General features: G+C 62.7%; 14 protein-coding genes. 7 read left to right on the forward strand and 7 right to left on the reverse strand.

The window, feature by feature from the left end; all coding sequences use genetic code 11:
* Positions 1–238: 238 nt before the first annotated feature.
* Positions 239–2,023: a phosphoenolpyruvate--protein phosphotransferase gene (gene ptsP / locus LNV06_RS15245; protein WP_263539152.1), complete on the reverse strand. Its 1,785-nt coding sequence runs from the start codon at positions 2,021–2,023 to the stop codon at positions 239–241.
* A 137-nt stretch (positions 2,024–2,160) separates the two neighbouring features.
* On the opposite strand from ptsP, the gene LNV06_RS15250 reads away from it, so the two are divergent.
* Positions 2,161–3,006 carry a GNAT family N-acetyltransferase gene (locus LNV06_RS15250; protein WP_263539153.1) on the forward strand — a complete coding sequence of 282 codons (846 nt, stop codon included), beginning with the start codon at positions 2,161–2,163 and terminating at the stop codon, positions 3,004–3,006.
* 34 nt (positions 3,007–3,040) lie between these two features.
* Here the strand turns inward: LNV06_RS15250 and LNV06_RS15255 are convergent, their stop codons facing one another.
* The 3 genes from LNV06_RS15255 to LNV06_RS15265 form a co-directional block, all read right to left on the reverse strand.
* A complete protein-coding gene (locus tag LNV06_RS15255; protein ID WP_263539154.1) occupies positions 3,041–3,310 on the reverse strand; it encodes an HPr family phosphocarrier protein in 270 nt (89 codons plus the stop codon).
* A 16-nt stretch (positions 3,311–3,326) separates the two neighbouring features.
* Positions 3,327–3,731 (reverse strand): PTS sugar transporter subunit IIA, encoded by a 405-nt coding sequence (locus tag LNV06_RS15260; protein WP_263539155.1) that lies wholly within the window; start codon positions 3,729–3,731, stop codon positions 3,327–3,329.
* A 115-nt stretch (positions 3,732–3,846) separates the two neighbouring features.
* Entirely contained in the window at positions 3,847–4,380 is a 534-nt protein-coding gene (locus LNV06_RS15265) for a hypothetical protein (protein WP_263539156.1), read from the reverse strand.
* Positions 4,381–4,445: 65 nt separating this feature from the next.
* Between LNV06_RS15265 and LNV06_RS15270 the strand changes: the two genes are divergently transcribed.
* The 4 genes from LNV06_RS15270 (at position 4,446) to LNV06_RS15285 (ending at position 8,515) form a co-directional block, all read left to right on the forward strand.
* Positions 4,446–5,717 (forward strand): CaiB/BaiF CoA transferase family protein, encoded by a 1,272-nt coding sequence (locus tag LNV06_RS15270; RefSeq protein ID WP_263539157.1) that lies wholly within the window; start codon positions 4,446–4,448, stop codon positions 5,715–5,717.
* 192 nt (positions 5,718–5,909) lie between these two features.
* Positions 5,910–7,097, forward strand: coding sequence for a sensor histidine kinase family protein (locus LNV06_RS15275; RefSeq protein ID WP_263539158.1), 1,188 nt, complete (start codon positions 5,910–5,912; stop codon positions 7,095–7,097).
* A 64-nt stretch (positions 7,098–7,161) separates the two neighbouring features.
* A complete protein-coding gene (locus tag LNV06_RS15280) occupies positions 7,162–7,674 on the forward strand; it encodes a TlpA family protein disulfide reductase (RefSeq protein WP_263539159.1) in 513 nt (170 codons plus the stop codon).
* A 31-nt stretch (positions 7,675–7,705) separates the two neighbouring features.
* Positions 7,706–8,515 (forward strand): substrate-binding periplasmic protein, encoded by an 810-nt coding sequence (locus tag LNV06_RS15285; RefSeq protein ID WP_263539160.1) that lies wholly within the window; start codon positions 7,706–7,708, stop codon positions 8,513–8,515.
* Here the strand turns inward: LNV06_RS15285 and LNV06_RS15290 are convergent.
* Together LNV06_RS15290 and LNV06_RS15295 are read right to left on the reverse strand one after the other, a co-directional pair.
* Positions 8,502–9,968, reverse strand: coding sequence for a sensor histidine kinase (locus LNV06_RS15290; RefSeq protein ID WP_263539161.1), 1,467 nt, complete (start codon positions 9,966–9,968; stop codon positions 8,502–8,504). The genes LNV06_RS15285 and LNV06_RS15290 overlap by 14 nt on opposite strands.
* Entirely contained in the window at positions 9,961–10,641 is a 681-nt protein-coding gene (locus LNV06_RS15295) for a response regulator (protein ID WP_263539162.1), read from the reverse strand. The genes LNV06_RS15290 and LNV06_RS15295 overlap by 8 nt, the downstream gene beginning before the upstream one ends.
* Before the next feature lie 208 nt (positions 10,642–10,849).
* Between LNV06_RS15295 and LNV06_RS15300 the strand changes: the two genes are divergently transcribed.
* Both LNV06_RS15300 and LNV06_RS15305 read left to right on the forward strand, forming a co-directional pair.
* Complete coding sequence (locus tag LNV06_RS15300; RefSeq protein WP_263539163.1) at positions 10,850–11,290, forward strand: (2Fe-2S)-binding protein; 441 nt, start codon at positions 10,850–10,852, stop codon at positions 11,288–11,290.
* 15 nt (positions 11,291–11,305) lie between these two features.
* Complete coding sequence (locus LNV06_RS15305) at positions 11,306–13,528, forward strand: xanthine dehydrogenase family protein molybdopterin-binding subunit (RefSeq protein WP_263539164.1); 2,223 nt, start codon at positions 11,306–11,308, stop codon at positions 13,526–13,528.
* Positions 13,529–13,563: 35 nt separating this feature from the next.
* On the opposite strand, the gene lipA is transcribed toward LNV06_RS15305, so the two are convergent.
* Entirely contained in the window at positions 13,564–14,562 is a 999-nt protein-coding gene (lipA, locus tag LNV06_RS15310; RefSeq protein ID WP_263539165.1) for a lipoyl synthase, read from the reverse strand.
* Positions 14,563–14,565: the final 3 nt, after the last annotated feature.

Here is a 14,565-nt window from a genome sequence, read left to right on the forward strand (position 1 = left end):
AGCGAGATTATGACTGATTTTCTTCAATCTCGTCAAGCAATTTGAAATAATTTCTTTCAAACCCTCGACGCTACCATCTCGCTTGCTTCAAAGAACTTCCGTTCAGCGAAGCCTCGCAGTCTAGCACGGTTTTTGAGGGGCTCAAACCTACACGCTCGATTTTCTTGAGGGCCTCAATCTCGCCGACTCAAGTGACCAACCGATCAAGCCATGCTGGCGGCCAAGCCTACTTAGGCACTCATTGCAATACTTGCGTCGATCGCTGTGTAGCGAACGCCAGTTCGGCGTCTCGCTGCGGGTCTTCGCTTTGCAAGACCGCACCCACAGCGCGGGCCAGCCGACCCGCGTCTGCCCTCAAGATGCGCTGCTTCACTGATGGGATCTGTGAGGGATGCATGGAAAAGCTCCGCAATCCCATCGCCAAAAGCAGGTCCGTGAATGCCGGATCTCCCGCCATCTCACCACAGACACTGACAGACTTACCGGCGCTCCGTGCTTGAGAGATCGATCCGGCGAGCAACTGCAAAACCGCAGGATGCCAGGGATCGTAAAGATGAGCCACGGCCTCGTCCGCACGGTCGATGGCCAAGGTGTACTGAATCAAATCATTGGTGCCAATGGACACGAAGTCCACATGCTTCAAAAGAAGAGGCAGCATGACCGCAGCGGCAGGGATCTCAATCATCACGCCCAGCTCAACCAAACCGTAAGCATGGCCAGCATCATTGAGCTGCTGCTGGACTTTCTTAATGGACTCAAGAATCTGCCGCACCTCATTCAAGTGAGCCACCATCGGAATCAGAAGCCGCACTTTGCCGAAAGCACTGGCGCGGTAGATGGCCCGAAGCTGCTGGCGGAACATGCTCGGTTCGGCCAGGCTCCATCGAATCGCTCGCAAGCCCATGGCGGGATTCAAAACATGCTCATGGCGCAACTCGCTGACGCTCAGCCGGTCCAGCGGCTTGTCCGCCCCTACGTCGACCGTGCGAATCGTGACCGGCATGCCGCGCATGGCCTCCACCGCCGCTCGGTAGGCCAAAAACTGCTCGTCTTCGCCGGGCAATTCACCGCCGCGATTCATGAACAAAAACTCGCTACGGAACAAGCCAACACCGGTGGCACCCGCCTCGACCGCAGCCGCAGCGTCGCTGGGCAATTCAATATTGGCATGCAATTCAACGCGCTCGCCGTCCAAGGTCACAGCCGGCGTGTGCCGCAGCCGCGCCAAACGGGCTCGCTCCAACTCGCTTTGGCGCTGCCGGAAGCGGTACTCCTCCAACATGATGGGCGAGGGATTGACGATGACCGTGCCCGCGTCGCCATCAATGATGATCCAGTCGTCTTGCCGGATCAGCCTCGAAGCCTCGCGAGTGCCGACCACAGCAGGAATGTCCATGCTGCGCGCCACGATCGCCGTGTGCGAGGTCTTGCCACCAATATCGGTGATGAAACCATGGAACACACTGCGCTTGAACTGCATCATGTCGGCGGGCGCGATATCGGCCGCCACCAAAAGCAGCGGGTCCTCCCCCGCAAAATCGCGCTGCACCACACTGGCCGCATCGGCGGGTGACTTGCCCTGCTCGCGCGCCAAAGCGCTCAGGATGCGTTCGACAACCTGCTCCAGATCGGCCTTGCGCTCGCGCAGGTAGTCATCTTCCATCTCGTCGAACTGCCGGGCCAAGACCTCCAACTGGGCGGACAAAGCCCACTCGGCGTTGTAGTGGCGCTCGACGATCCAATGCTTGGTTGCACCCAGCAAGGCTTCATCGTGAAGCAGCATCAGGTGCACGTCTAGCAAGGCAGCCAACTCGTGCGGCGTGTCGCCCGGCAAGTCTTGCTTCAGGGTCTCAAGTTCCAGCGCGACCTCATCACGCGCGCGCAGGGCTCGCTTGATTTCAGACTCGATCTGCGACTCGGTGATGAAGTAATGCGCCACATCCAGCCGACTGGACGCAACCAGCACGGCCCGGCCAATGGCCACGCCGCGCGATACCGGGATGCCAAACACCTGAAAGCTCATGCGCCGACTTTAGCAGTCAAGCAAGCGCTTTACATCGACATCAGCGGCGTCATTGATTCGTCACTCATGCGTCATGCCGGCGTCACCCCCAAGCCCGAGCATCTGCCCTGCCACCAACGACAAGCACGAGGCTGCCCATGAGGGACTTACCGCTGCCCACCCTGCCCTTCTCGGACCTGCGCCCACGCATGCCCGAGCGCCGGCCAAGCCCGCCGATCACGCCCCAACCTGGCCCCAAGGGGCAAGCGCCGGCTCGCCTGGATGTCAGCTGGGCCCGCAGCGACGAAGAGATTCTGGAGGCCCAGCGCCTGCGCTACCAAGTCTTTGCTGATGAAATGGGCGCACGTTTGAGCACGCCAAAAGGCTCACCCGCCGGTCACGACATCGACGCTTTCGACCCCTTTTGCGAGCATCTGCTGGTGCGCGCTGTTGAAGACGACGGCAGCCCTGGTCTCGTGATTGGCACTTACCGCGTTCTTACGCCTGCGGCCGCCAAGCGCGCCGGCGGCCTGTACAGCGAGACCGAATTTGATTTGACGCGCCTGCGCAGCTTGCGCGAACGCATGGTTGAGTTGGGCCGATCCTGCATTCACCCGGACTACCGCTCGGGCGGCGCCATCATGGCTTTGTGGGGCGCCTTGGCGGAATTCATGCAGCGCAATGAGCTCGACACCATGATCGGCTGCGCCAGCATCAGCATGTGCGATGGCGGCCATTTCGCCGCCAGCTTGTGGAAGCAGTTGGAACAAACGCATATGGCCAGCATCGAATGGCAAGTGCGCCCGCGCCTGCCGCTGCCGGTGGAAGAACTGCGCCAAGACCTCAATGTTGAAGCGCCACCCTTGATCAAAGGCTATTTGCGCTGCGGCGCCAAGATTCTCGGCGCCCCTGCCTGGGACCCGGACTTCAACACCGCCGACTTGCCCATGATGATGCGCCTGGCCGACCTGCCGGCTCGCTACCGCCGCCACTTCATGGGTTGAGCATGCGAATGACGCCCGCGGGCGCCAGCGCGCTTCACTGGCCTTCGCCGAACTTGTCGTTCACCAAGGCCGTGATGGCGTCCTGCGCCGCCTGCTCATCCGGGCCGTCGGTCTCGAGTTCTACCTGCGAGCCCATGCCGGCCGCCAGCATCATCACGCCCATGATGCTCTTGGCATTGACGCGCCGGCTGTTGCGGCTCATGAAGACCTCACACTGAAACGAGCCCGCCAGTTTGGTCAACTTGGCAGAGGCGCGCGCGTGCAGGCCCAATTTATTGCTGATGGTGAGCGTGGACTTGATCATTGTTATTGATTGAAGCTCAAGGCTTCGAGCAGGGGTTCACAGGAATCTCATTCAACACAATGCCGCGCACGCCCCCTTGTGAGGCGCGCTCAGCCAGATCCTCAAGCGGTTCATTCGCGTAGCACAGCGAGCGCCAAAGCATCGGCACATTGACGCCGCTGACCACACGCACATGCGGGCCCTGCAAACGCAGCGCGCCATTGCACGGGGTGGCGCCGAACACATCAGTCAAGACCAGGGCTTCCTCATGGCCAGCCCCTGCCAGCAAGGCGCGGGCCGCCACCTCCACCTCTTCGGCAGACATTTCAGGGCTCACGTCCAAGACGGCCAACTGCGGCGCGCAATTGGGGAAGGTGTGCTCGGCCACCGCTTTCATCGCGGAGGCCAAGGGCGCATGGGCAATCAAGAGTAAACCGGGCATGGAGTGATTATCAACGGAGCGATCCACTGTTCAGGCGTGCAAAACGCTTCACCTCCACAGACTCCCGCGTTTCAATGGTCGCTTGCATTCATCCTGTGCATTCAAAGTGCGCCGCTTACTCATTCAGCCTGACCGAGCCCAAAAAGCTGTCCCAGGCCTCAGCGCCACCCTTCTTGCCCAACACCACCAACTGATAGACACGCAGACCCCGCGAAAAAACTGCAATGCGCGCTTCTTGTTCACGGCCAGTCAAGACCTGTAGCTGGGCCTCAGGATTGGGGGTCATGCCGGGCACTTGAAGAGCTTGGGCCGGAGCATTCGAAGCCTGGAGCTTGGCCGCCATGGACTGCCGCATCTGCAACAAGGCTGGCGTCACCATTGCCGGATCAGGCAATTCAGCCCAGGCCAGAGAGAAGCTCAAATCCGCCGCCTTGCATTCCGCCAAGCCCATGGACGAGGGCTCAGCCGGCGTGGCTGGCCTGATGTTGACCTGGGGCTTGCACGGGAACATTGCCAAGAGGCCGCTGCCTTCCGGCCTGACCTCGCGCCAGTCCAACGAGGGCGAACAGGCCATCAATGCAAGAGCCCCCAAAAAGCCGACAGCCGCCCGGCGCTGCCACGGCGATACACGCCAAAGAATCGATTTCATCGCTTCATTATCCAGGCGCAGCTTTGCGGGCAAGCCTACAAAAGCCTTGCCGCACAATCGATCCCATGCACAACACCGCCCATTCCCCTGCCTCCGAAGCTCTGCCGAGCGCCGCGCCGATGGCGCTGGCCGGCGTGCGCATTCTTGATCTCTCCCGCGTCTTGGCCGGCCCCTGGTGCACCCAAACCCTGGCCGACCTGGGCGCCGATGTCATCAAGGTCGAGCGCCCCGGCAAGGGCGACGACACCCGCAGATGGGGCCCGCCCTATTTGAAGGACGAGGCAGGCGCCGACACCTCCGAGGCGGCTTACTACCTGGGGGCCAATCGCAATAAGCGATCCATCGCCATCGACATTGCCACGCCTGAGGGTCAGGTCTTGATACGCCGCTTGGCTGCCGGGGTCGATGTCTTGGTCGAAAACTTCAAGGTCGGCGACCTGGCACGTTATGGTCTGGACGCGCAGAGCTTGCAGGCCGCCAACCCGGCCTTGATCGTCTGCTCCATCACCGGCTTTGGGCAGTCCGGCCCCTACAAAGACCGGGCAGGCTATGACTACGCCATCCAGGGCATGGGTGGACTGATGAGCGTCACCGGCGAGCGTGATGACTTGCCCGGCGGTGGGCCACAAAAAGTGGGGGTGGCCGTGGCCGACTTGTTCACTGGCATGTATGCCACCGTGGCAATTCTGGCGGCCTTGCGCCACCGCGATGCCACCGGTCAGGGACAGGTGATCGATATGGCCTTGCTCGACACCCAGGTGGCGATGCTGGCCAATCTGGGCGCCAACTACCTGTGTACCGGCGTCACACCAAGTCGCATGGGCAATGCGCACCAAAACATCGTGCCCTACCAAGTATTTGAAGCGGCCGAGGGGCATCTGATTCTGGCCGTGGGCAACGACCAGCAGTTCAGCAAGTTCTGCCATATCGCCGGCCACCCCGAATGGGCCGAGGACGCGCGCTTTGCCAGCAATGCCGAACGGGTGCGCCACCGCGAGCTCTTGGTGCCCTTGCTGGCCGGCGTTATCAAGAACCGGCCACGCGATGCTTGGCTCGCCGCGCTCGAGGCCGCCCATGTGCCATGTGGCGCAATCAACAATCTGGCTCAGACTTTTGCCGACCCCCAGGTGCAAGCCCGTGAGATGTGCGCCACCGTCCCGCACCCCTTCAATCCCGAATTGCGTCTGGTGGCCAGCCCGATCAAGTTGTCGGCGACGCCCGTTAGTTATCGCCGCGCGCCCCCCACCCTGGGTCAGCATTCACAAGAACTGTTGCAGGAAGCCGGGCTGAACGAAGCCGAAATTGCCTCGCTGCTGCAGGCCGGCATCGTCGCCTAGCGTCGAGTCAAACGTGAGAAATTACGCAAAAACAGCACATGGGCTGAAGTAAAACGCCGATGCAGGCGGTTTCCCCCGGATCGAGGGATGGACGCTCGAGGGCATCGCACAGACGATGGCGCCCGCTGTGGCTCATTCGCCCCTCAAGGCTTCTACAAACACAAGGCCACCCTCGGTCATTCACGCCAGTTCATGTCCAGCCCACCGACCGCTTCCACTGCCAGTGCTGCTCACGCCGCCGCGAATGACTTCGCCGGCGAGCCCAGCCATGCGCAGTGGGCCGACATCGTGCAGCAGCTGGGCGCCGAGATTGCCGGGCCATTGAGCACAGCCATGGAACGCATCCATGATCTGATCAGCACGGGGCAGATTGACCGCCAAAGCCTGCGCACCTTGAAGGAAAGCGTGGCCCAGGCGCGCGAGGCCGGCATGATGGGCCAACAACTGGCTCGTCTGGCTTCCGGCCGGCTGCGCCTCTCGCGCGAGCGCATGCACCTGACCCAGATTTTGCGGGGCGTCTTGGCGCAACGCAGCCGCGAAACCCAGGCGCGCGGCATCCAGGTTCGGCAAGTGCTCAAGCCGATTGAAGTAATCGCCGATGGCTCGCTGCTGTTTTCACTGCTGAACGCGCTGATGGACTGGGCCTTGTACAGCACCCACAGCTCGGTCGACCTGCGCCTGGACCTGACGCCTTGGCCGGCCAAAGCGCGCTTGGTCTGCCGCTTCGCCCACCGTTCGCTGGACTTGCTGGACGACCCGCGCTCGAAAGAGCTGCCTCGGGCGCTCAATAGCTTGTCTTGGCGCTTGGTGGAGCAAACCGCCATCACCATGGGCGTATTGCCGCTGCGCGAAGACGAGGCGGGCATCACGGTGCTCACCCTGGAGTTCCCGAACACTGTCTGCGAGGAACCTGGCATGAGTGGCGCGCCGACGGGTACCTCCGCTCTGCCGCTGCCGCCGAATGAAGCGTCTCGCGACTCCGAATACCTGCCCTCCAGCAACTCCAAACCGCTGGCGGGCAGCCATGTCTTGATCGTTTCTCAGCGTCGAGAACTGCGCACGCAGATTCAAGCGGCGATTCAGCACATGGGCCTGATCGTGGACCTGGTAGGCAGCATGGCCGAGGCCGCTCAGTTCTGCGAAGACGGGCTGCCGCACGGCATCGTGTTCGAAACCGGGCTGCGTGGCGCCGACTTTGAGCGCCTGCATGCGGACATCCTGGACGAGGTGCCGGACTTCTGCTTTGTGGAAGTCTTGGACGACGCGCATCTGACCCAGCTGTCCACCGCGACCGCCGACGGCATGGCGCGCATCTCGCGCCTGCATGTGCCCGATGCGCTGCCCTCGGTGCTGCTGTTCGAGCTGTCCAAAGGCCTTTGAACGCCCTTGCCCAGGGCTTCTGGCGGCGCCAGCGCGCCACCTGTTGCCCGGCTACACTTCGCCCATGAATTTGCTTCAACGTGCCCTGCTCCCTGTTGCGTTGGCGGCCCTGGCCGGCGCTGGCTTTTGGGCCTATACCAATCTGGGTCAACAAGAAAAAGCGCCGACCGTCAGCTATGTGCTGCTGAACGGCGAGAAGCTCAACTCCAACCAATGGGCGGGCAAGGTCATGTTGGTGAACTTCTGGGCCACCAGTTGCACCACCTGCGTGAAGGAAATGCCGCAGATCATCGCCACCCACGAGAAGTTCAAAGGGCGCGGATTTGACACCCTGGCCGTGGCCATGAGCTACGACCCACCGGCCTTCGTCGCCAACTTCGCTGAAAGCCGCAAACTGCCTTTTGGCGTGGCAATCGACAACACCGGCGACATTGCCAAACAGTTTGGCAAGATCCAGCTGACCCCCACCACGCTGCTGATCAACAAACGTGGCGAAGTGGTCAAACGCTATGTGGGCGAACCCGACTTCGCCGCCCTGCACGGCTTGGTCGACAAGCTATTGGCCGAGTCGGCCTGAGCAACGAACAAGCCGCCTCAAAAGATCCACCATGAGGACCTCAGCCTTGCGTCGACTCGGTCAACTAGGCCTGGGAATCGCGCTACTCGGCCTGAGCCTCTCGACTTTTTCGGCTGATGAGCCGGTCGACAAAAACACCGTGGTGCTGGCCGGAGAAGACGACTGGGCGCCCTACAGCTCGGCCGAAAAACCCGGGGCGGACACGCAAACCAGCCCGGTCGGCTACAGCGTCGACCTGGTTCGCGCCGTGCTGGCCAGCCAGGGCATCAAGGTGCAGTTCATCAACGTGCCCTTTGCGCGCTGCATGCAGTACGCCAAGACCGGCCAGGTGGCCGGCTGCTTCAACGCCACCATCACCGACGACAACCGCAGCGACTATGTCTGGCACCAACCTGCGATGTTCGAAGAAGAGTTGTCCATCTTCGGGCGAGGCGACAACCAAGGCGCGGAACTGCGCCTCTCGGATCTGCGCGGCAAGCGCGTGGCCTACACCAACGGCTACACCTACCCCAGCGAGTTCATGCATGACAGCCGCATTCAGAAGTTCAGCGCCGTCTCCGATGGTGCTCTGGTGCGCATGCTGCTGAGCAAAAGGGTGGACTACATCTTGCTCAACCGGACCCCCGGCTGGATGCGCATCGACGCCACGCCTGAGGCCCGCAATCAAATCAAGCGAGTCGGCCTGGTGTCCATGGATGGCTTCTGGGTGGCCTTCTCCAAGCAGCACCCGCAAGGCGAACGCCTGGCCGCCGCCTTCAGCCAAGGTCTGGCGCAAATGCGCCGCGACGGCAGCTACCAGCGCCTGCAAGACGAATTCAGGCGCCGCGTCAGCTACCGCTGAGCGGCGCCGCGGGAAAACTCATCCGCACTCGCGTGCCTTGGCCTTGGCCCTGACCCTGAGCGCCCGTGTGCCAGTCAATGCGTGCGCCATGTTGTTCAGCGATCGTCCGAACGATGGCCAGGCCCAAGCCGGTGCCATGGTGTGCTCGCCCTGCTGAACGCTCCTGGGCGATCGGGGTCCAGCGGGAAGGGGATACGCCAGACGCCAGCCCCGCCGGCATGCCCGGGCCATCGTCCTCCACCTCCAAAAACGCCTGGCCCTCATGCAAGCCGGTGCGCATGCAAACATGGGCCTGTTCGGGACGGCCGTGGAGAAAGGCGTTTTCAAGCAGATTGCTGGCCATCTCATGCAAGTCGCCGGCGCGGCCCAAGAGCTGGGCGGAGGCCAACTCAAAGCTCAACTCAATGCCCAAGTGCTGCGCCTGATCGATGAACTCATTGGCGCAGGCTTCCGCCGTGTCACGCAGATCCAAAGCTCGCAGCGGTTCCTGACTCAAACCGTCCGCCTCTGCGCGCGCCAAAGCCAAGAGCTTGCCCACCAAGCGCCCCATGCGATCAAGGGCTTGCGTCATCTGCGCCATGCGCTCCGGCGAGCCCACTGGGGCAGCAAGTTTACCGCCATCCTGCCGCAGCAGGTCGAGTTGCAATCTCAGCCCGGCCAAGGGTGTGCGCAACTGATGCGCAACATCTCCGATAAAACGCTGCTGCGCCTGAGACAGCGCCTGCAGCCGAAGCAAAAGGCCATTGATCGCCCCCAGCAAGGCTCGCAATTCCAATGGCAGGCCCTCGATGTCAAGCGGCGCCCACTCTCCGGCCGGGCGCTGCGCCAAGGCAGCCGCGGTTCGCTCCAGCGGCCCCAGCATCGCGCGAGTCACCCACCAAAGCGTCAACAAGGCGCATGCCCATAGGGCCAAGCCCAAGGTGCCCGAGTTCAGCAACAAGCGCTGCGCGGCCGCTTCGCGCTTGCGCGTCGTCTCACCCACCATGACGCGCGCTCGCCAAAACGGCCCCTGACGCGGCAGCGCCAGAACGCGCAAGACCTGACCCTCACAGTTCACCGTCTGCACTGCCGCCTCAGCAAGGGCGCCGGCGAGGCCCACGGCGGCGGCACTCGGCGAGCAGGCTTGCAAACCACCATCGCCCCACACCAAGCGTTCGTCCTCATCAAACACCGCCAAGCGCATCTGGTCCGTCGTATCGGCCTGAAGCAAAGCTTGCGCCGAGACGGGCAGATCGACGTCCAGGTCATGGTCGGTGTCAATCTCTACTCTCGCAGCCAGGGCCACGGCCACGTTCAGCAAGGCTTTGTCAAAAGCTTCGTCGGTCAAACGCTGGGTGGCTTGATGATTGAGTAGCAGGGCGAGTCCAAGCACCAAGCTCAAAGGGGCGGCCAAAGCCAGCAGCAAGCGCTGGCGCAAGCCTTGGGGCCAGAGCCAAGCCAGCCGCTCAAACATAGCTCGGCGCCGGCAGGGTCAGGCGATAGCCCACACCACGCACCGTATCGAGAGAAATGCTGGCACCCAGCAGTTTGTGCCGCAGTCGCGAGACATGGGTTTCTAGTGCATTGCTAGATAGCTCTCGATCCCATGCGCTCAGGCTGTGCAGCAGCTTGCGCTTGCTGACGATGGCCGGGCTCTGCAAGACCAAGGCCAAGAGCACCGCCCACTCCTTGGGCGTTAGCGCCAAAGGTGCGTCGCTGAGCCAGGCGAGTTGCTGCTGCATGTCCAGGTGCAAAGGCCCAAGGCTCAAACGGTCCGCACGGGCGGCCCCGCTGCGGCGGATCAGCGCCCGCAAGCGCGCCATCAGCTCGGGCAAGACAAAGGGTTTGGCCACATAGTCATCGGCCCCGTCGTCAAGCCCGCGCACCCGATCCGACCAATCGCCCCGCGCGGTCAACAACAAGATCGGCAAACTCTTGCCCTGCGCGCGGACGCGCCGCAGCAAGGCCAAGCCATCCATATCGGGTAGCCCCAGGTCCAAGACCAAGGCGTCGTACTCGGCCTGCTCCAGCGCGGCCAAACCGTAGTCCCCCTGGCCAAAGGCATCAACGCCATAGCCTTGCCTCAGCAGGGCCTCACGCAAGCCCTCGCGCAGCGAGGCTTCATCTTCGATCAACAGGATTCGCATGGCTTGGCGCCGTCCCTTGGCCAGATCACGATGAGGCGATTCTTGCATCGAGTGTTGCCCCATTTCATCGGCATTCCGGGGCGACGCCTTCAATCGTAAGACTTTGCAAGATCGTCGCATCGGTGCAGCTTCGACAGCATATCGACAGCTTCAGCCGCGTAGGCTCACTCGCGCCGACTTTGCAACAAGCATCCAGGAGTTGATTGCCATGCCCAGCTACACATTGAACGTCAACGGAAATGAACACATCGTCAACGTCAGCAGCGCCTCCATGCCGCTGCTCTGGGTCTTGCGCGATGTGATTGGACTCACCGGCACCAAATACGGTTGCGGCATCGAGATCTGCGGGGCCTGCACCGTTTGGGTGAACGGTCAGCCGGAGAAGTCCTGCGATATGGATGTGTCCTCCGCCGCCGGCAAACAAATCACCACCATCGAAGGGCTCTCGCGCGACCGCAGCCACCCGGCGCAAAAAGCCTGGATCGTCCATCAGGTGCCGCAATGCGGCTATTGCCAATCCGGCATGTTGATGAGCGTGGCGGCAGCGATGAAGGCCGGTCATCACGGCCAAGACATTGCCAAAGAGGTCAAGAACGTATGCGTTTGCGGCACCTATCAACGCATCAAACAGGCCGTGAACGGTTTGTAAGCAGGAGCGATCACCATGCAAGCAACACTTCCACTGGATCGACGTCAATTTCTGGCCGGCAGCGGCGGGCTCACTTTGGCCTTGTTTTTGCCTGCCAACCCGGCCGAGGCCGCGGCCGGCACCGCCGTCAACAGTTGGCTGACGATAGGCAGTGACGACAGCATCCAACTGACCATTGGCTGCTCCGATATGGGGCAAGGCTCCTTCTCCGGCCTGGCGCAAATTCTGTGCGAAGACCTGATGGTCGATCTCGGCCGCGTCAAACTGGTGCAAGGCGCGCCAACGCTTGCCGTGCCTGCGCCGGTGGGCACGGCCATCAACACGGTGGGCAGCGGCGTCACCCGCGGCAACTTTTGGAAGCTGCGCGATGCTGGCGCGATGGCCAGAGAGATGCTGGTCGCGGCGGCTATGACACAGATCGGTGACGGCACGCGCAGCAACTACAGCGTCAACAACGGCATCATCCTGCACGGACCCAGTGGGCGCACGCTCAGCTACGGGCAAGTGGCCGCAGCCGCAGCGCTGCTGCCGCCGCCGGCCTCAGCCCCCTTGGTGCCGGACAGCCAGTTCCGTTGCATCGGCAAGACCCTGGCCCGCTCGGACATCCCGCTCAAGGTGGACGGCAGCGCCGTCTACGGTCTGGATGTGCGAGTCCCCGGCATGGTGTACGCCGTGATTCGCCATTGCCCCAGCTTTGGCGGCAAGCTCGCCGCCTTGCCGGCGACCCCCACCGGCATGCTGGCCATCGTCCCAACGCAAGTCATGGCCGGCACGGCGCGCGGCGCCGAAACCGTCGGCAATGTCAACGCTGTCGCCGTGGTGGGGCCTACCACCTGGGATGCCTGGCAAGCCGCCAAACGCCTTTCGCTCAAATGGACCTTGCCGGCCAATGCGGCCAGCCTCAACAGCAACCAGTTCATGCTCGATGCGCAAGCACTGATGAGCAATGCCACGGCCTATGTGCCGGGTGCGACAAACCCACCGGGCACGCTCTACACCGTCGAGCGCAGCACGGCCGATGCCAACGTGGCCATCGCCAGCGCCGCCAAGACGCTGGAGGCCATGTACAGCCTGCCTTATGTGGCGCATGCGTGCATGGAGGTCTTGAACTGCACCGTCAGCTTTGTGCCGGGACAGCGCTGCGAGGTCTGGGCGCCGACCCAATCGGCGAAGTCCGCCTTGAGTTTGATCTGCGCCATCACCGGCCTTGGCGCCGACAAAGTGACCCTGCACACCACCTATCTCGGCGGCGGTCTGGGCCGCAAAGCCGAGTTGGACTTCATCAGCCAGGCCTTGCAAGTGGCCATGGCGGTGCAACGCCCCGTCAAACTGATGTGGCCACGGGAGGAGGACTTCACCCACGACCAGTACCGCCCGATGGCCCTGGTGCGCGCTCGCGTTGGCTTGGATGCGAATGGGCAAATTGCCGGCTGGACCTACCGCAATGTGTCGCCGTCTATCCTCGGCCAACGTGGGGCCAACCTGGGCGCCACCGGCGACAGCCAAGGCTCCGAGGCCTCGAACGCCCTGCCGTATAACTTCGGGGCCCGACTGACCGAATGGGTCAGCCATACGGCGCCGATTCCTGTCGGTTTCTGGCGTTCGGTGGGGGCATCGATCAACACCTTCGCGGTCGAATCCATGATCGATGAAGTGGCGGCCTCACTCGGCCAAGATTCGTTTCAGTTCCGGCGTGCAAGACTCAACAACCCGCGTTGGTTGGCCGTGTTGGAAGCAGCGGCCCAGGCTGCCGGCTGGGGCACGGCGGGCCCCGCAGGCACCGCACGCGGCATTGCCATCGGCAGCGCCTTCAACAGCATCGTCGCGCAGGTGGTGGAGGTGCGCGCGGGCACAGCCGGCCCGGTGGTGACCCGCGTCTGGGTGGCCATTGATTGCTATATGACCGTCAACCCGGGCTCGGTGGAAGCACAAATCGTGGGCGGCGTGGTGCACGCGATCAATGCCGCGCTGTATGGACGCCAGACCTTTGTGAACGGCGCCGCTCAGGTGAAGAATTTCAACAACAGCCGCATGCTCAGGCTGAACGAAATGCCCGCCTTCGCGGTGAAGATCATGCCGCCCCCGGCCGCAGCGGACCGCACGGTGCCTTTGGGAGGCGTTGGCGAACTGGGCGTGCCGACCTTTGCACCGGCCCTGGCCAATGCCTGGTTCAAGCTCAGCGGCAAGCGGGTGCGCAGCCTACCCTTCTATCCCAACGCCACCATGTCAGACGGCTGAGCTGAGGCCGGCGCCGTGCTCAGCCGCTCACCGCATCAAGCGTTCGGCTGAGCGGCCTGCGCCGCATGCTCAGCTTGTTGATCTGCGTGATAGCTGGAACGCACCATGGCGCCCACCGCCGCATGGCTGAAGCCCATCTTGTAGGCCTCGGCCTCGAACATCTTGAAGGTGTCCGGGTGCACATAGCGGCGCACCGGCAGATGGTGGCCCGAGGGGGCCAGGTATTGCCCAATGGTCAGCATGTCGATGTTGTGAGCGCGCATATCGCGCATGACCTGCAGAATCTCTTCGTCGGTCTCACCCAGGCCGACCATGATGCCGCTCTTGGTCGGCACGCCGGGCACCTCAGCCTTGAAGCGCTTGAGCAGATCCAGGCTGAACTGATAGTCGGAACCGGGGCGCGCTTCCTTGTAGAGGCGCGGCGCGGTCTCGAGGTTGTGGTTCATCACATCGGGCGGGGCGGCCTTCAGGATGTCCAGCGCGCGGTCGGCACGGCCGCGGAAATCGGGCGTCAAAATTTCGATCTGCGTCGTCGGGCTGAGTTCGCGAATCTTTTGGATGCACTCGACAAAATGGCCGGCGCCACCGTCACGCAGGTCATCGCGGTCCACGCTGGTGATCACCACGTACTTGAGTTTGAGCGCGGCGATGGTCTGCGCTAGCTTCAGCGGCTCCTCGGTATCGAGCGGGTCGGGGCGACCATGGCCCACATCGCAGAAAGGGCAGCGACGGGTGCACTTGTCACCCATGATCATGAAGGTGGCCGTGCCCTTGCCAAAGCACTCGCCGATGTTCGGGCAGGACGCCTCTTCGCACACCGTGTGCAGCTTTTGCTCGCGCAGGATCTGCTTGATTTCGTAGAAGCGGGTGCTCGGGGAGCCGGCTTTGACGCGAATCCAGTCGGGCTTTTTCAGCGTTTCAGCCGGCACGATCTTGATGGGGATGCGGGCCGTCTTGGCCTGCGACTTTTGCTTGGCGCTGGCGTCATACGCCTCGCCTGTCTTCGCTTCGTGAGTGATGTTCTCGGTCGCCATGCC

The sequence above is a fragment of the Paucibacter sp. Y2R2-4 genome, from assembly GCF_025717535.1.
Lineage (GTDB): Bacteria > Pseudomonadota > Gammaproteobacteria > Burkholderiales > Burkholderiaceae_C > Paucibacter_A.